Genomic DNA, 15,289 nt, shown 5'->3' on the forward strand with positions numbered 1-15,289 from the left:
CCCATCGACGCTCCGCACACCACCGGTTTGGACTCTCTGTGTCTGCTGCTGCATTCATGCCGCCCGTCGCCGCCGACGGCCACTCTCGCCGATTCATCGCCACGATGGTCTTCGTCCTCGGCGCGCTCTCGGCGACCGCGCCGATCGCCATCGACCTCTACCTCCCCGCGTTCCCCGCCATGGCCGACGCGCTCGGCACCCCCGAGAGCCGCATCCAGCTGACGCTCACCGCGATGATGATCGGCATGGGCCTGGGCCAGGCCGTCGTCGGCCCGCTCTCGGACCGCTTCGGGCGCCGCAAGCCGCTGCTCATCGGGATGAGCGTCTTCACCGTCGTCTCGCTGCTGTGCGCGGTCGCGACGAGCGCCGACCTGCTCATCGCGCTGCGCTTCGTGCAGGGCCTGTCCGGCGCCGCCGGGGTCGTGGTGGCCCGCGCGGTCATCCGCGACCACTTCGCCGGCGACGACATGACCCGTTTCACCGCGAAGATGATGTTCGTGACGATGCTGGCGCCGATGCTCGGCCCGATCGTCGGCGCGCAGTTGATCCGCTTCGGCCCCTGGCCGCTCATTTTCCTGTTCATGGCCGCGCTCTCGGCCCTGTCGACGTTCCTGGTGTGGAAGTACCTGCCCGAGAGCCTGCCTGCCGAGGACCGCAAGTCGATGACGGCGCGCGAGTTCGGCTCGACCGTGGTGACGCTGGTGCGCGACGCGCACTTCATCGCGCCCACGATCGCGGTGCTCATGAACTTCTCGATGCTGTTCACGTACGTCTCGACCTTCAGCTTCATCTCCCAGAACGAACTGGGCGCCTCGGCCGGGTTCTTCTCGCTGCTGTTCGCGATCGGCACGCTCGCGCTGCTGGCGGGCAACCAGGCGAACATGCTCATGATCGACCGCACGAAGTCGAGCTCCCGCATGGTCGTCGGCATGGCGATCTCGCTCGCGGGCGTCGCGTGGATCGCGGGGGTGCAGCTGTTCGACGCCGTGAACCTTTGGACCATCCCCGTGGGCATCGCCGTCATGATGTTGGGCTGCGGCGTTGTTTTCCCGAACGCGGGCGCGGCGGCGATGTCCTCGCAGCCGCCGCAGATCGCCGGAACGGCCTCAGCATTCATGGGCGCGACACAGATGGCGGCAGGCGGCGTGATGCCGGCGCTGGCGACCATCGGCGGCGTGACTCTGGCGAACATGACGCTCGGCATCGGTGTGTACGCGCTCGCCACTGCGGCGGCGGTCGTGTGGACGATCGTGGTGTACCGCCGCGACCCGGTCCCCGGGATCGCGTGATCTCAAGACGCCGAAGGGGCCCGGAGCGATTCGCTCCGGGCCCCTTCTCCGTTCGTCTACTCGGCGTCGAGCTGCGCGAAAATGTCGTCTGAAATGTCCGCGTTCGTGTACACGTTCTGGACCTCGTCCGAGTCCTCCAGCGCGTCCACGATTCTCAGAACCTTGCGGGCGCCTTCCACGTCGACCTCGATGTTCATCGAGGCCTGGAAGCCCGCTTCGGCGGAGTCGTAGTCGATGCCGGCCTCCTGGAGGGCGGTGCGGACCGCGACCAGGTCGGTGGGCTCGCAGAGGACTTCGAAGCCGCCTTCGCCGAGGTCGTTGACCTCTTCGGCGCCCGCGTCGAGGACCGCCATGAGGATGTCGTCCTCGGAGAGCTCGGCGTTCGGGGAGACCACGATGACGCCCTTGCGGGAGAACAGGTAGCCGACCGAGCCGGCCTCGCCGAGCGAGCCGCCGTTGCGGGTGAGCGCCACGCGGACTTCGGCCGCGGCGCGGTTGCGGTTGTCGGTGAGGCACTCGATGAGGACCGCGACGCCGCCCGGTGCGTAGCCTTCGTACATGAGGGTCTCGTAGTCGACGCCGGCGCCGTCGAGGCCGCCGCCGCGCTTGACGGCGCGGTCGATGTTGTCGTTGGGGACCGAGCTCTTCTTGGCCTTCTGGATGGCGTCGAACAGGGTCGGGTTGCCGGCGGGGTCAGGACCACCAGTGCGCGCCGCGACCTCGATGTTCTTGATCAGCTTCGCGAAGATCTTGCCCCGCTTGGCGTCGATCGCGGCCTTCTTGTGCTTGGTCGTCGCCCACTTGGAGTGGCCACTCATTCCGGCGTTCCTCGTTCCTCTTGCTCGACCGGTCCGGCGGTTGCGTCACGGACCATTCCCACGAAGTACTCGTGCACCCGCGCGTCCGGCGTGACCTCCGGGTGGAAGGAGGTCGCCAGGCAAGCGCCCGCACGTACGGCGACGATCCTACCGCCCGGCCCCCCGACCGCACCGCCACCGCTGTCGACGCGGCCGAGCACCGCGACACCGTCGCCGATCCGCTCGACCCAAGGGGCGCGGATGAACACCGCGCGGAACGGGCCGCCCTCCACGCCGTCGAGGGCGATCTCCGTCTCAAAGGAGTCGATCTGGCGTCCGAAAGCGTTGCGGCGCACGGTCATCGGGATGACGCCGAAGGAGCGCTGGTCGGGTCGGCCGTCGAGGACCTCGTCGGCGAGCATGATCATGCCCGCGCAGGACCCGAAGGCGGGCATGCCCTCGTCCAGGCGCTTCTTGACCGGGTCGAACAGGTCGAAGACCTCCAGAAGGCGGCTCATGGTCGTGGACTCCCCGCCCGGGATGACCAGGCCGTCCACGGCGTCGAGCTCCGAGGCGCGGCGCACGGGCACCGCCCGGGCCCCGGCGGCCTCCAGCGCACGCATGTGGTCGACCACGTCGCCTTGGAGGGCGAGCACGCCGATCTGGGGCACAGTCATGAGAGAACTCCAAAACTCATCGCGGGGCTCAGGCCACTCAAGGGTAATTCCGCCCCGGCAGGCCGCCTACCTGGCAGATCGGCACTGTGACCGAGTGCGGGCTGGACACGGCCGGGAGGTGACGATCCGTTAAAGTCTGCGATCGAACATGATCGCACCCCTTCTGCCCGGGAGTAAGACAAGATGGCGAAGTCCTCCAAGCGCAACCCGATGCCCCGTTCCGTCCGCGCCGCGCGCAACACGATGCTGATCGAGGCCCTCCTCGCCCTGGTCACGGGCGGTCTCATCGTGCTCCTGCACCACACCGAGCGCGACTTCGTGCCCGAGGCGGCGAAGGACGACGTCTACCGGGCCGCCGTCGGCCTCGGCGGCCTCGCCCTCTTCTTGATCCTCGCCACCGTCCTCATGCGCTTCCAGTGGCGCATCCTGTGGGTGCTGGTCCTGCTCGTGCAGGTCGGGGCCCTCGTCGGCCTGGGGTGGCTGCTGTTCACCAGCGGCCTGTACTGGGCGCTCTGCATCGGCCTCGCCATCGTGCCGATTACGATCATGGGAACGCTTACCGAGCGCTTCGGCCGCCGGTGGTTCAACCACTAGGCGACCGGCCTCCCGCCTGAAAGGCCCGCATCGATGCTCCCGCAACCGAACTTCGGCCCCGACCGAAGCCCCGTCGAGCCCGACCTGCCCGATCCGGACGCCCCACCCCGCAAGCTCCGTCGGTTGCAGATCGCGATGTGGATCCAGGTGGTGAGCGCGATCGTCGCGGGCAACCTGTTCGCCTTCGCAATCATCCAGTTCCGCTCCGCAAGCCTCGCCGACATCGAAATCCTTTACGAGGACGCCGACTACATCGGCCCGGGCGGCACAGCCCAGAGCGACTACGACTACTACCAGAGTTCGGGGTTCCTGGTCCCGTACCTGACGATCGCGGCGATCATCCTCGTCACTGCGATCGTCGCGGCGATGTGCGCAATCCGGTTCAAGTCCCGCCTCAAGGTCGTCCGTTGGACGGCCGCCGTCGCCACGGCGATCCTGTTCGTCGTCGCCATGCTCCTGTCCTCGTCGTACGGAATCCTGGTCGCCCCCTGGGTGTTCTCTGCGGTGCTGGCCCTGTGGTGGCTGTTCTCCAGCGATCTCCGCAGGTGGCTGAACCGGTCGTCCCGGCGCGCTGAGAAGGTCGAGGAAACCGAAGACTAGGACTAGTCGGTGGCGTCCTCGGTGCCGTGCGCGGTGATGTAGTCGATGAAGGCCGCCCGCGCCAGCGGTTCGGCGGCGCCCCAGTCGCCCTTGGTCGCCTCGCGCCACATGCTGGTGAGATCGTCGATGGCCACGCCGATCTCGGCCACGTCGGGATCGAGGTCCTCGGCTTCGAGCGCGGACGGGGTGTGCCGGAACAGGTCGATGAAGAAGCGCCAGTCGTGGCGCCCGCGGGCCAGCGCGAAGGCCCGGCGCTGGAGGTCGGCGGTGGAGTACTGGTCGAGGTCGCTCGCGTTCATGGCTCCAGCCTAGGCGCGCCGTGGTGTGTCGGCGCCCGATCGGGGCCTTCGGATACCTAGGATCGGCTCCATGAAGCAGCTCGCCGCAGGCGCGGCCATTGTGGGCGCCGCCGCCCTCGTAGCACTGGGTTCCGCACCCGCCCAAGCAGAACCGGTTCCGGTCGACCCCGGGATCGGGGCCGGGGAGGGCCACGGCGTCCTCTTCCTGGAGATCGAGCGCGGCGACGGGACCGTGGAGGATCAGGCGCTCCTGTGCCCCGGAGGGTTCGGGCACGAGCGCGGTGCGGAGGCGTGTTCGCATCTGTCGGCGGTGCACGGGGACTTCACCGCGCTCGCTCCGACGGCCGTGTGGTGCACCTTCGAGTACGCGCCGGTGACGTTGCGGGCGCAGGGGTTCTGGGAGGGCCGCGTCGTGAGCTGGGAGCGCGAGTTCGCGAACGACTGCGTCGGCCGCTCTGCCACCGGTGGCGCGGTGTTCGACTTCGCTTAGGGACGAGGAAGGGCCCGGGCTGTCGCCCGGGCCCCTTTCCGTATGTGCCTACCAGCCGCGCTTGGCGAGTTTCTGGTCCTCGCCGAGAGTGTCGACGTTGATGCCCACCATGGCCTCGCCGAGGCCGCGGGAGACCTCCGCGATGACCTTGGGGTCGTCGTGGAAGGCGGTGGCCTTGACGATGGCGGCGGCGCGCTTGGCCGGGTCGCCGGACTTGAAGATGCCCGAGCCGACGAAGACGCCCTCGGCGCCCAGCTGCATCATCATGGCCGCGTCGGCGGGGGTGGCGATGCCGCCGGCGGTGAAGAGCACGACCGGGAGCTTCCCGAGCCTGGCGACCTCGGCGACCAGCTCGAACGGCGCGCGCAGCTCCTTCGCGGCCGCGTACAGCTCGGTCGCGTCCAGGGTCCCGAGGCGGCCGATGTCCTGGCGGATCTGGCGCATGTGGCGGGTGGCCTCCACGACGTTGCCGGTGCCAGCCTCGCCCTTGGAACGGATCATGGCCGCGCCCTCGCTGATGCGGCGCAGGGCCTCGCCGAGGTTGGTCGCCCCGCACACGAACGGCACCGTGTACGGCCACTTGTCGATGTGGTTGGCCTCGTCGGCGGGCGTGAGGACCTCGGACTCGTCGATGTAGTCGACGCCGATGGCCTCCAGGACCTTCGCCTCGGTGAAGTGGCCGATGCGGGCCTTCGCCATCACGGGAATCGAGACGGCCTCGATGATCCCGTCGATCATGTCGGGGTCCGACATGCGGGAGACGCCGCCTTCGGCGCGGATGTCGGCCGGGACGCGTTCGAGCGCCATGACCGCCACGGCGCCGGCGTCCTCGGCGATCTTGGCCTGCTCGGCGTTGACGACGTCCATGATGACGCCGCCTTTCAGCATGTCGGCCATGCCTCGCTTGACGCGGGCGGTCCCGATCTCGGGCTGCTGGGTCTCTGACACGGTCACCGGCTCCATCTGGGTAGTACGTCGCGTTCGCTGGCCGGCCCGCGGGCGCGAGCCTTGCCACCAGGGGTGATCTGACCTGCCCGATTCTACGCCGCGACCGGCCTCACAGCCGCCGTGAGCGGGAGGCCGCCGTTCAGTGAACGGGGTCCTCGATGTCCCAGTACTCGGGGCGGGGCAGGCGGTTGTGGAGGCGCAGGAGGACGGCCATCGGGAGGGAGCGGGAGGCGACGGCGTCGCGCACGAAGTCGGTGTGGATCTGGCGGGCGAGGGCCACGCGCCGGTTGGCGGCTTCGAGGTCCTCGCTCCACACCTGCCCGGCGTCGAGTTCGCGCAGGGCGCGGGTGAGGTCGTTCTCGGCGTACTCGCGCAGCTCGCGCTGACGCTGCGTGTCGGCGGGGACGGCGACGACGGAGAGCGCGAGGGCGACGACCTCCTCGAAGCCGGGGTTGCCGACGAAGCGCAGGACGGTCTCGGCGCGGTCGTCGAGCTTGGCGAGGAGGGCGCCTTCGGCGGCGCCCGCACGCCGGTGCAGGCGTTCGACTCTGGTGACCGTCCACGTCGCGTACGCGCCGACGACGGCCACGATCGTCACGAGCACGGCCAACCACCACATCGGGATCATGGTACGGGCCCGCGGCCCGCCCGGGGGTCCGGGCGGGGCCGGCTGTGGGGCCGCTAGCGGCGCTCGGTGCCGGCCTCGATGGCGGCCCGGTAGACCTCCAAGAGGCGGGCGGCGACCTCGGGCCAGTCGTAGCGCTTGACCCACTCGTTCGCCCACTCGACGTACGCCGTACGGAGTTCTGGTGCGTCGAGGAGCCGGGCGGCCTTCGCGGCGAGGTCGGCGGCGTCGCCGACGGCGAACAGCTCCCCCGCGCGGCCGTCGTCCAGGACCGAGCGGAACGCCTCGATGTCGCTGGCGAGGACGCAGGTCCCGGCGGCCATCGCCTCGGTGAGGATCATGCCGAAGGACTCGCCGCCGGTGTTGGGGGCGACGTAGAGGTCGACGCCGGCGAGCATCGAGGCCTTCTCCTCGTCGGGGACGGCGCCGAGGAAGCGGATGCGGGAGGCGACCTCGGGGTCGAGGCCCGCGACGGCGGCCTCCTGGTCGCCGCGGCCGACGACGAGCAGGTGCAGGTCGGGCCGGTCGGCGGCGAGCGCGGCGAAGGCCTCGCGGAGGATCGCGAAGCCCTTGCGCGGCTCGGTGAAGCGGCCCATGAACCCGATCGTGGGGCCCGCGGGCTTGTCGGCGAGCGGGGCGGCCTTGCGGTAGAACGCGACCGGGACGCCGTTGGGGATCTCGACCGCGCCGCCGCCGAGGTGCTCGACCTGGACCTTGCGGGCGTAGGGGCTGACGGCGATGCGCGCGGAGAGGTTCTCCAGGACCAGTTGCGCCATGTGCTTGCCCGCCGCGAGCATCCGCGAGCGGGTCATGGCGGTGTGGAAGGTGGCGACGACCGGGCAGCGGGCGTTGATGACCGCCAGGCACGACAGGCTCGGGGTGAGCGGCTCGTGGACGTGGACCACGTCGAAGTCGCCCTCGGCGCACCACTTGCGCACGCGCGCGGCCGAACGCGGCCCGAACGCGAGGCGGGCGATCGAGCCGTTGTAGGGCACGGCGACGGCCTTGCCGCCGGGGACCACGAAGTCGGGCAGGCCCTCGGTGTCGGTGGCCGGGGCCAGGACCGAGACGTCGTGACCGGCGGCGATGAGCGTCTCGGCCAGGTCTCGGATGTGGAACTGGACGCCGCCGGGGACGTCGAAGGAGTAGGGGCTGACGATCCCGATGCGCAAGTCCCCCATCAGGAGTCCTTGACGGTGACCGGGACGGGGTCGAAGTCGGCCGTCCAGAAGCGCTGGAGCATGTGCCAGTCCTCGGGGTGGGCGCGGATGCCCGCCTCGAAGGACGCGGCCATGCGCTGCGTGGTGGCCGCGACGCGGTCGCGCAGGCGCCCGGTGCCGGTGTCGACCGGGCCGGTGATGTGGCAGACGGCGCGGTCGGCCTCGTAGTGGATGTTCGCGGTGAACAACTCGACGCGGTTGCGGATCGCGAGCAGCGCCGGGCCGGTCGGGAAGGTCGTGGCCTCGCCGAAGAACTCGACCTCGGTGCCGCTGCGGCCCAGGTCGCGGTCGGCGACGAGGGCGACCACGTGGCCGTCGTCCAGGGCCTCGCCGAGCGCGGCCTGAGGGTTGCGGTCGCCGCCGGAGGTCGGGATGATCCGCATCCCCAGCGACTCGCGGTACTCCAGGAATCGCCGGTAGACCCCTTCGGGTTTGAGGCGCTCGGCGACGGTGGTGAGCGGGTCGCCCGCGACCGAGCCGACCCAGGCGCCCGCGAAGTCCCAGTTCCCGCTGTGCGGCAGGGCAACGATGGAGCCCAGACCTTGGCGGGCGCGTTCGTGGACGGGCTCGTAGCCGTTCATCTCGAATTTGCGCTGGAGCGTCGCGGTGCTCATCGACGGCAGCCGGAACGCCTCGATCCAGTAGCGCGCGTAGGAGCGCATCGCGCGGCGCACCAGGGCGTCGTCCGGTTCGCCGCCGGTCACGCGCGCGAGGTTCCTCCGCAGCTGGCGCACGCTGCGGCCGTCCTTGCGCACGGCCCGGTCGGCGAAGCGGTTCCCCAAGGCCGCGGCGGCGCCTTCGGGGAGGAGCCGCACGCCGCGCCACGCCGCCAGGTAGCCCAGCTCGGTCAGGCGCTCACGCATCGACGCGGCCCTCGCTCGCGGCCAGGGACGCGCGCGCCGCGAACAGGCGCTGCGTCACGGTGATCGAGGCGAGCAACGCGAGCAGGCCCATGCCGACCTCCATCGCCCACGGCACGCCGAGGGACTCGGCGAGCACCGAGACGCCCGCGAGGATGAGCCGCTCGGGCCGCTCGGCGATGCCGACGTTGCACTCCGCGCCCAGGCTCTCGGCGCGGGCCTTGACGTACGAGACCATCTGCGAGGCGATGAGCGCCGTCAGCGTCAGCGCGCACGCCAGGAACCGCTCCTCGGTGAGCAGCCAGTACGCCAGGCCCGCGAGCATCGCGCCGTCGGCGAGCCGGTCGCACGTGGAGTCCAGGAGCGCGCCGAAGCGGCTGGAGGTGCCCTTGACGCGGGCGATCGCCCCGTCGAGCATGTCGGTGAGGACGGAGAGGCCGACCACGATGAGGCCGGTGAAGATGTGGCCCTGCGAGAGCAGGAAGATCGAAGCGGCCACCACGATCGCGGTGCCGGCGAGGGTGACGGCGTTGGCGGACACGCCAATGCGGATGAGGACCTTCGCGGCGGCGTCGACGTAGCGGCGTACGCCCGCCCGGCCGGAGGTCCGAAGGAACTTCGCCATGGTCTCCTGATTTCTCGGCGACGCCCAGATGGGTGTTCGGGCGTGTGGGTGCGGGCCCCGTCGCCGGACCGGGGACCGGGAAGGGGCGCTGCCCCTGACTCTAACGGTGCCCGGCCGGTCACACCCGCTCCCATGCGGCCGCGAGTTCGTCGCGGGTGTCCGACAGCAGCTGCGGGAGGGTCTTCGTGCGGCCGATGATCGGCATGAAGTTCGCGTCCCCGCCCCAGCGCGGCACCACGTGCTGGTGCAGGTGCCCGGCGATCCCGGCCCCCGCGACCTGGCCCTGGTTCATGCCGATGTTGAACCCGTGCGCGGCCATGACCGCGCGGATCACCGTCATGGCGCGCTGCGTGAACGCGCCCATCTCGGCGATCTCGTCGGCGTCGAGGTCGGTGTAGTCGGGCACGTGGCGGAACGGCACGACCATGAGGTGCCCGGAGTTGTACGGGTACTTGTTCATGACCGCGTACATGTGGCGCCCGCGGGCGACGACGTTGCCGTCCTCGTCCGCCAGCTTCGGTATTTCGCAGAACGGGCAGCCCTCGATGTCGGCGTCGTCCCCGGTCGGCTTGCCCTCGCCCTTGACGTAGGACATGCGGTGCGGGGTCCACAGCCGCTCGTACCCGTCGGGCACGCCGACGCCTTCGCGCTCATCCACGCCACGATCCTAGGCCACCGGTTCGCGAACCTGAAACCCGACGAAAACACCGTGACCGGCCGTATCCGTTAAGCTCCGGACGTGACGTTGCCCCAGCTCTACCTCGTACTGCTCATCGGGTGCGGTGCGGTGCTCGTCTCGATCGCCGCGATCCGCGCCACCCACCGGACGGGCCTCCCCGCGCTCCTGGTGTTCCTCGGCATGGGCATGCTCCTGGGCGAGGACGGGCTCGGCATCCGCTTCGACGACTTCGAGCTCGCCCAGGTCCTCGGCACCTCCGCGCTCGCCCTCATCCTCATCGAGGGCGGCCTGTCGACCCGGTGGAAGTCGATCTCGGGCCAGCTCGCGCCCGCCTCGGTCCTCGCGACCGCCGGAGTCGTCGTGAGCGTCCTGGTCACCGCCGCGGGCGCGCACTTCCTGCTCGGCTTCTCGTGGCAGGCCTCGCTGGCGGTGGGCGCCGTCGTCGGCTCCACCGACGCCGCCGCGGTGTTCTCCGAGCTGCGCGGCGTCGGCCTCCCCAAGCGGCTCTCAGGCCTCCTGGAGGCCGAGTCGGGGCTCAACGACGCCCCCGCGATGATCCTCGTGCTCGCGTTCGTCTCCGCCGCGGGCGTGCCCGGCCCCGGCGAACTCCTCGCGACCCTCGTGTGGCAACTGGCCGCGGGCTCGGCGATCGGCGTCGCCGTGGGCTACGGCGGGGCCTGGATCCTGCGCCGCCTCGCACTGCCCGTCTCCGGCCTGTACCCGCTCGCGGTCTTCAGCCTCGGCATGGCCGCGTTCGCCGCCGCGGGCGCACTCGAGGCCTCCGGCCTCATCGCCGCCTACCTCGCCGCGCTCGTCCTCGGCAACTCGCACCTGCCGCACCGCGCGGCCACGCAGTCCTTCGCCACCGGACTCGGCTGGGTCGCCCAGCTCGGCATGTTCGTCATGCTCGGCCTCCTGGCGAGCCCTTCGAGCCTGCTCGACGCCGTCGTCCCCGCGCTCATCCTCGGCGCGGTCCTGACGTTCCTCGCGCGGCCGCTGTCGGTGGTGCTGTGCCTCCTGCCGTTCCGGTTCTCCGCCCGCGAGCAGGCCTTCGTGTCCTGGGCCGGACTGCGCGGCGCGGTGCCGATCGTGCTCGCCACCTTCCTGCTCGCGGCGCGACTGCCCGGCGCGCAGCAGCTGTGGGACATCGTGTTCATCCTCGTCGTGGTCTACACCCTGCTCCAAGGCCCGCCGATGGGCTGGATCGCCAAGCGGCTCGGCCTGTCGCGGACCGAGGGGGTCCAGGAGGTCGAGGTCGAGATCGCGCCGCTCGACGCCATCGACGGCGAAGTCCTCACCGCCGCCGTCGAGAGGGGCTCGCGCCTGGCCGGGCTCTACCTGTTCGAGCTGCGCCTGCCCGAGGGCAGCGCCATCGCCGGCGTCGTGCGCGACGCCAAGGTCTTCGTCCCCGAACAGGCCGAACGGCTCCGCTCCGGCGACCAGCTCCTCATCATCACCACCCCGGCCCTGCGCGAGGCCACCGAGCAGCGCCTCACCGCCCTCACCAAGTCCGGCCGCCTCGCCCGCTGGCTCGACTCCGGACGCTGAACGCCGAAGCGCCCCTCAGGCCTTTCGGTCCTGCGGGGCGCCCCGGTCTCGACTATTCGATCTCGGCTATTCAGCCTCGACTACTCGGTTTCGGCCGCGGCCGAAGGGCTCTCGTTCGCCCGCGAGCGAACGAAGTCGACGACATGCGCGATCGCCTCGTCCGCCGGGACGCCGTTGCGCTGAGAGCCGTCGCGGTAGCGGAAGGACACGGTGCCCGCGTTCTGGTCGTCGTCGCCCGCGATGATCATGAACGGGATCTTCTGGAGCTGGGCGTTGCGGACCTTCTTCGGCATCCGGTCGTCCGAGTGGTCGACCTCGCCGCGGACGCCCGCCGCGCGCAGCGACGCGAAGAACGCCTCCAGGTAGTCGGCGTTCTCGTCGCGCACCGGGATGCCCACGGCCTGCACCGGAGCGAGCCACGCCGGGAACGCGCCCGCATAGTGCTCGGTGAGCACCCCGAAGAACCGCTCGATCGAACCGAACAGGGCCCGGTGGATCATGACCGGCTGCTTGCGGGTGCCGTCGGCCGCCGAGTACTCCAGGTTGAAGCGCGCGGGCTGGTTGAAGTCGAGCTGGATGGTCGACATCTGCCAGGTGCGGCCGATCGCGTCCTTGGCCTGGACGGAGATCTTGGGGCCGTAGAAGGCCGCGCCGCCCGGGTCGGGCACGAGGTCGAGCCCGGACTCCTCGGCGACCTGGCGCAGGACCGCGGTCGCCTCCTCCCACTGGACGTCGTCGCCGATGAACTTCTCCGAGTCGCCCTTGGTCGACAGCTCGAGGTAGAAGTCGTTGAGGCCGTAGTCGCGCAGCAGTTGGAGCACGAACTCCAGGAGGCTCCGGATCTCGCCAGGCGCCTGCTCCTGGGTGCAGTAGATGTGCGCGTCGTCCTGGGTCAGGCCGCGCACGCGGGTGAGTCCCTGGACCACGCCCGACTTCTCGTAGCGGTACACGGTCCCGAACTCCGACAGGCGCAGCGGCAGCTCACGGTAGGAGCGCCCGCGCGAGCGGAAGATCAGGTTGTGCATCGGGCAGTTCATCGACTTGAGGTAGTAGTTCGCGCCTTCGAGCTCGATCGGCGGGAACATGCCGTCGTTGTAGTACGGCAGGTGCCCCGAAGTGTGGAACAGCTGCTCCTTGGTGATGTGCGGGGTGTTCACCAGCTCGTACCCGGCCTCGCGCTGGCGCTCGCGCAGGTAGGACTCCATCTCGTGGCGGATGATGCCGCCCTTGGGGTGGAACACCGGCAGGCCCGGGCCCAGCTCGTCGGGGAAGGAGAACAGGTCGAGCTGCTGGCCGAGCTTGCGGTGGTCGCGCTTCTCGGCCTCGGCGAGGCGCGCGAGGTGGTCCTTCTGCTCCTGGACGGTCGGCCACGCGGTGCCGTAGATGCGCTGGAGCTGCGGGTTCTTCTCCGAGCCCATCCAGTAGGCGGCGGCCGAGCGCATGAGCTTGACGGCGCCGATGAGCTTGGTCGAGGGCAGGTGCGGGCCCCGGCACAGGTCGGACCAGACCTTCTCGCCGGTGCGGTCGCGGTTGTCGTACGCGGTGAGCTCGCCGCCGCCGACCTCCATGACCTCGTCGGCGTCGGTGCCCTCGCCCTTGGTCTCGATGAGTTCGAGCTTGTACGGCTCGTTCGCGAGCTCGGCGCGGGCCTCGTCGAGGGAGGCGTACTTGCGGCGGTGGAAGGTCTGCCCCTGCTTGATGATCTGGAGCATGCGCTTCTCGACGGCCTTGAGGTCGTCGGGGTTGAACGGCTCGGCGACGTCGAAGTCGTAGTAGAACCCGTCGGTGATCGGCGGGCCGATGCCGAGCTTGGCCTCGTGCAGCTCCTGGACGGCCTGGGCCATGACGTGCGCGGCCGAGTGGCGCATCACGTTGAGCCCGTCGGGGCTGTTGAGGGCCACGGGCTCGACCTTCTGGTCGGCCTCGGGGGCCCAGGAGAGGTCGCGCAATTGCCCTTCGGCGTCGCGCAGGACGACGATCGCGGTCGGGCCGCTCACCGGGAGGCCGGCCTCGGCCACCGCGTCGGCACCGGTAGTGCCAGCCGTCACCCAGAGGGGTTCGACGACGCCTGGGCTCTGATTCGGTGCTGCGGAAGCCACGGTTCTCCTCATTCGGTGCGGTCGTCGCGGAACGCGACGTCTGATTCGGGTCCATGGTAGTCGCCGCGCGGGCGGGCGCTCGAACGCATTACCGGGCGCGAGGGGGCCGCCGGAAATACCTTCGGCCCCGGACTTGACCTTGGTCCCGGCACCAAGGTCTACGGTCGTGGCATGACGACGACGATCGGGCTGTGGACGGTCGGAGGGCTCGCCGAGGAGGCGGGCGTCACCTCCGACGCGATCCGCCACTGGGAGCGCGAGGGCCTGTTCCCCGCGCCGGAGCGCAGCGCGGCGGGGTACCGGCGTTACGGGCCCGCCTCGCTCGACCGGGCGCGGTTCATCCGCGACTGCCAGCGGGCGGGACTGCGGCTGGCGGACATCGCGGACCTCTTGGCGGTGCGCGACACGGGTGTGTGCCCGTGCGAGCCGGCCGGCGAGCACCTGGAGCGGCGGATCGGCGAGGTGAGCGCCGAGATCGCCCGCCTGGAGTCGCTGCGCGGTCAGCTCACGCAGATGCTGCGGGCGGTGGAGTCGGGCGAATGCGACCCGCCGCTGCCCGAGAACTGGTGTCCCCCTGGAGGAACGGCGGGAGGTGAGTGCGGGTGAACATCGACGAGTGCTGCGACTGCTGCAACGACGACGCGTGCAAGTGCAGCGGACAGGACTGCTGCCACGGCTGCTGCGAGAAGTAGGGACCGCCTGGTAGGAACCGCCGAGACGCGCCCGCCAGGGGCGGGCGCGTCTCGGCGGTTCTTCGCATTTCAGGCATTCGCGGGCGCCCCCGGATCAAGGGTGCCCGCCGGGTGCGACATGCGGTGCCGCAAGTCGGCGGGAACGAGGGGCGCTCACCTCTTCGAAGACCGGTGCAGGGCAAGAACGCTCCCGCCCCCGAAGGCCGATGCGGACGGAAGGGCGCTCGCCTCTTCGAAGACCAGTGCGGGCGAGGAGCGCTTCCTTATTTGGCGGTGAGGACGATCTTGCCGAAGTGGCCGCCTGCGGCCATGAGGCGGTGGGCTTCGGCGGCTTCGGCGAGGGGGATGCGGGTGGTGACGACCGGTTCGATCGCGCCGGTGTCGAGGGCGGGCCAGACGTGTTCGAAGACCTCGGCGAGGATCTGGCGGCGCTGTTCGAGCGGCCGGGCGCGGAGCGTGGTGCCGGTGATGGTGGCGCGCTTGGCGAGGAGGCCGCCGAGGTGGATCTGGGCGGCGTTGCCCTTCTGTAGGCCGATGATCGCCAGCCGCCCGTCCTGGGCGAGGGCCTTGAGGTTCGGCTCGAAGTAGGCCGCGCCGATGACGTCGAGGATCGCGTCGGCGCCTCCCGCTTCCATTGCCAGCGCGGCGAAGTCTTCGCTGCGGTAGTCGATGACGCGGTCGGCGCCGAGGGCTTGGAGTTTGGCGGCGCGGTCGGCTCGTGCGGTGGTCCAGGTCTCGGCTCCGGCGAGGCGGCTGGCGAACTGGATCGCGAAGGTGCCGATGCCGCCGGCGCCGCCGTGGACGAGGACGCGGCGTTTGCGGCCGGTGTCCTCGCGCAGGAGGTAGCCGAGGTTGGAGTAGACGGTGGCGGCGGCTTCGGGGAGTCCGGCGGCGTCGACGAGGTCGGTGGGTTCGGGGGTGGGGAGGACGAGTCCGGCGTCGACGGTGGCGAACTCGGCGTAGCCGCCGCCGGGGAGGAGGGCGCAGACTTCGGCGCCGAGGAGGGCGGCGTTGTCGTCGCTGCCGACGTTGACGATGGTGCCGGAGACTTCGAGGCCGGGCCAGGCGGGGGCGCCGGCGGGGCCGGGGTAGTGGCCGGCGGCTTGGAGGAGGTCGGCGCGGTTGACGCCGGCCGCGGCGATCTCGATGAGGACTTCATCGGGGCCGGGTGCGGGCTCGGGCACCTGTGTCGCGGTGAGGGCGCCGTCGGCGACGGTCATGGCAAGCATCCCCGCATAGTATGACTG

The 15,289-nt window shown here is 70.6% G+C and carries 17 protein-coding genes; 6 read left to right on the forward strand and 11 right to left on the reverse strand.

What is annotated here, in order from left to right:
• The first annotated feature begins 38 nt into the window (after nucleotides 1-38).
• Nucleotides 39-1,289: a multidrug effflux MFS transporter gene (locus tag E9998_RS09260; RefSeq protein ID WP_136529433.1), complete on the forward strand. Its 1,251-nt coding sequence runs from the start codon at nucleotides 39-41 to the stop codon at nucleotides 1,287-1,289.
• 56 nt (nucleotides 1,290-1,345) lie between these two features.
• Here E9998_RS09260 and E9998_RS09265 read toward each other — a convergent pair whose 3' ends face one another.
• Nucleotides 1,346-2,107, reverse strand: a complete 762-nt coding sequence (locus E9998_RS09265; RefSeq protein WP_136529434.1) for a YebC/PmpR family DNA-binding transcriptional regulator — start codon at nucleotides 2,105-2,107, stop codon at nucleotides 1,346-1,348.
• A complete protein-coding gene (gene pdxT / locus E9998_RS09270; protein ID WP_136529435.1) occupies nucleotides 2,104-2,763 on the reverse strand; it encodes a pyridoxal 5'-phosphate synthase glutaminase subunit PdxT in 660 nt (219 codons plus the stop codon). The genes E9998_RS09265 and pdxT overlap by 4 nt, the downstream gene beginning before the upstream one ends.
• Before the next feature lie 183 nt (nucleotides 2,764-2,946).
• Between pdxT and E9998_RS09275 the strand changes: the two genes are divergently transcribed.
• Together E9998_RS09275 and E9998_RS09280 are read left to right on the forward strand one after the other, a co-directional pair.
• The gene (locus E9998_RS09275) at nucleotides 2,947-3,357 is read left to right on the forward strand and encodes a hypothetical protein (RefSeq protein ID WP_136529436.1); all 411 of its coding nucleotides are present in this window, start codon (nucleotides 2,947-2,949) and stop codon (nucleotides 3,355-3,357) included.
• Between the two features lie 33 nt (nucleotides 3,358-3,390).
• Entirely contained in the window at nucleotides 3,391-3,957 is a 567-nt protein-coding gene (locus tag E9998_RS09280; RefSeq protein ID WP_136529437.1) for a hypothetical protein, read from the forward strand.
• Nucleotides 3,958-3,959: 2 nt separating this feature from the next.
• Here the strand turns inward: E9998_RS09280 and E9998_RS09285 are convergent, their stop codons facing one another.
• A complete protein-coding gene (locus E9998_RS09285) occupies nucleotides 3,960-4,256 on the reverse strand; it encodes a hypothetical protein (protein WP_136529438.1) in 297 nt (98 codons plus the stop codon).
• A 70-nt stretch (nucleotides 4,257-4,326) separates the two neighbouring features.
• Here E9998_RS09285 and E9998_RS09290 point away from each other — a divergent pair, with 70 nt between their 5' ends.
• Complete coding sequence (locus E9998_RS09290) at nucleotides 4,327-4,746, forward strand: SSI family serine proteinase inhibitor (protein WP_136529439.1); 420 nt, start codon at nucleotides 4,327-4,329, stop codon at nucleotides 4,744-4,746.
• 48 nt (nucleotides 4,747-4,794) lie between these two features.
• Here the strand turns inward: E9998_RS09290 and pdxS are convergent, their stop codons facing one another.
• The 6 genes from pdxS to E9998_RS09320 all read right to left on the reverse strand — a co-directional run bounded on the left by pdxS (nucleotide 4,795) and on the right by E9998_RS09320 (nucleotide 9,682).
• The gene (gene pdxS, locus E9998_RS09295; RefSeq protein WP_136529440.1) at nucleotides 4,795-5,709 is read right to left on the reverse strand and encodes a pyridoxal 5'-phosphate synthase lyase subunit PdxS; all 915 of its coding nucleotides are present in this window, start codon (nucleotides 5,707-5,709) and stop codon (nucleotides 4,795-4,797) included.
• A 124-nt stretch (nucleotides 5,710-5,833) separates the two neighbouring features.
• Nucleotides 5,834-6,313 (reverse strand): hypothetical protein, encoded by a 480-nt coding sequence (locus E9998_RS09300; protein ID WP_136529441.1) that lies wholly within the window; start codon nucleotides 6,311-6,313, stop codon nucleotides 5,834-5,836.
• Between the two features lie 62 nt (nucleotides 6,314-6,375).
• Nucleotides 6,376-7,491 carry a glycosyltransferase family 4 protein gene (locus E9998_RS09305; RefSeq protein ID WP_136529651.1) on the reverse strand — a complete coding sequence of 372 codons (1,116 nt, stop codon included), beginning with the start codon at nucleotides 7,489-7,491 and terminating at the stop codon, nucleotides 6,376-6,378.
• A gap of 8 nt (nucleotides 7,492-7,499) precedes the next feature.
• Nucleotides 7,500-8,402 carry a phosphatidylinositol mannoside acyltransferase gene (locus E9998_RS09310; RefSeq protein WP_136529442.1) on the reverse strand — a complete coding sequence of 301 codons (903 nt, stop codon included), beginning with the start codon at nucleotides 8,400-8,402 and terminating at the stop codon, nucleotides 7,500-7,502.
• Nucleotides 8,395-9,024: a phosphatidylinositol phosphate synthase gene (gene pgsA / locus E9998_RS09315; protein WP_136529443.1), complete on the reverse strand. Its 630-nt coding sequence runs from the start codon at nucleotides 9,022-9,024 to the stop codon at nucleotides 8,395-8,397. The genes E9998_RS09310 and pgsA overlap by 8 nt, the downstream gene beginning before the upstream one ends.
• 118 nt (nucleotides 9,025-9,142) lie before the next feature.
• A complete protein-coding gene (locus E9998_RS09320) occupies nucleotides 9,143-9,682 on the reverse strand; it encodes an HIT family protein (protein WP_240037546.1) in 540 nt (179 codons plus the stop codon).
• An 81-nt stretch (nucleotides 9,683-9,763) separates the two neighbouring features.
• Here E9998_RS09320 and E9998_RS09325 point away from each other — a divergent pair, with 81 nt between their 5' ends.
• Nucleotides 9,764-11,251: a potassium/proton antiporter gene (locus tag E9998_RS09325; RefSeq protein WP_136529444.1), complete on the forward strand. Its 1,488-nt coding sequence runs from the start codon at nucleotides 9,764-9,766 to the stop codon at nucleotides 11,249-11,251.
• Nucleotides 11,252-11,331: 80 nt separating this feature from the next.
• Here E9998_RS09325 and thrS read toward each other — a convergent pair whose 3' ends face one another.
• Complete coding sequence (gene thrS, locus E9998_RS09330) at nucleotides 11,332-13,362, reverse strand: threonine--tRNA ligase (protein ID WP_136529445.1); 2,031 nt, start codon at nucleotides 13,360-13,362, stop codon at nucleotides 11,332-11,334.
• 159 nt (nucleotides 13,363-13,521) lie between these two features.
• On the opposite strand from thrS, the gene E9998_RS09335 reads away from it, so the two are divergent.
• Nucleotides 13,522-13,956, forward strand: coding sequence for a MerR family transcriptional regulator (locus E9998_RS09335; RefSeq protein WP_136529446.1), 435 nt, complete (start codon nucleotides 13,522-13,524; stop codon nucleotides 13,954-13,956).
• A 349-nt stretch (nucleotides 13,957-14,305) separates the two neighbouring features.
• Here E9998_RS09335 and E9998_RS09340 read toward each other — a convergent pair whose 3' ends face one another.
• The gene (locus E9998_RS09340) at nucleotides 14,306-15,271 is read right to left on the reverse strand and encodes an NAD(P)H-quinone oxidoreductase (RefSeq protein WP_136529447.1); all 966 of its coding nucleotides are present in this window, start codon (nucleotides 15,269-15,271) and stop codon (nucleotides 14,306-14,308) included.
• Between the last annotated feature and the right edge of the window lie 18 nt (nucleotides 15,272-15,289).

Origin of the sequence: Glycomyces paridis, assembly GCF_004912155.1 — a bacterium.
Lineage (GTDB): Bacteria > Actinomycetota > Actinomycetes > Mycobacteriales > Micromonosporaceae > Glycomyces > Glycomyces paridis.

Bases quoted from the DNA above. Each gene is read 5' to 3' on its own strand.
- E9998_RS09265 (WP_136529434.1), bottom strand. From the start codon at position 2,107: ATGAGTGGCCACTCCAAGTGGGCGACGACCAAGCACAAGAAGGCCGCG.
- pdxT (WP_136529435.1), bottom strand. From the start codon at position 2,763: ATGACTGTGCCCCAGATCGGCGTGCTCGCCCTCCAAGGCGACGTGGTC.
- E9998_RS09275 (WP_136529436.1), top strand. From the start codon at position 2,947: ATGGCGAAGTCCTCCAAGCGCAACCCGATGCCCCGTTCCGTCCGCGCC.
- E9998_RS09280 (WP_136529437.1), top strand. From the start codon at position 3,391: ATGCTCCCGCAACCGAACTTCGGCCCCGACCGAAGCCCCGTCGAGCCC.
- E9998_RS09285 (WP_136529438.1), bottom strand. From the start codon at position 4,256: ATGAACGCGAGCGACCTCGACCAGTACTCCACCGCCGACCTCCAGCGC.
- E9998_RS09290 (WP_136529439.1), top strand. From the start codon at position 4,327: ATGAAGCAGCTCGCCGCAGGCGCGGCCATTGTGGGCGCCGCCGCCCTC.
- pdxS (WP_136529440.1), bottom strand. From the start codon at position 5,709: ATGGAGCCGGTGACCGTGTCAGAGACCCAGCAGCCCGAGATCGGGACC.
- E9998_RS09300 (WP_136529441.1), bottom strand. From the start codon at position 6,313: ATGTGGTGGTTGGCCGTGCTCGTGACGATCGTGGCCGTCGTCGGCGCG.
- E9998_RS09310 (WP_136529442.1), bottom strand. From the start codon at position 8,402: ATGCGTGAGCGCCTGACCGAGCTGGGCTACCTGGCGGCGTGGCGCGGC.
- pgsA (WP_136529443.1), bottom strand. From the start codon at position 9,024: ATGGCGAAGTTCCTTCGGACCTCCGGCCGGGCGGGCGTACGCCGCTAC.
- thrS (WP_136529445.1), bottom strand. From the start codon at position 13,362: ATGAGGAGAACCGTGGCTTCCGCAGCACCGAATCAGAGCCCAGGCGTC.
- E9998_RS09335 (WP_136529446.1), top strand. From the start codon at position 13,522: ATGACGACGACGATCGGGCTGTGGACGGTCGGAGGGCTCGCCGAGGAG.
- E9998_RS09340 (WP_136529447.1), bottom strand. From the start codon at position 15,271: ATGCTTGCCATGACCGTCGCCGACGGCGCCCTCACCGCGACACAGGTG.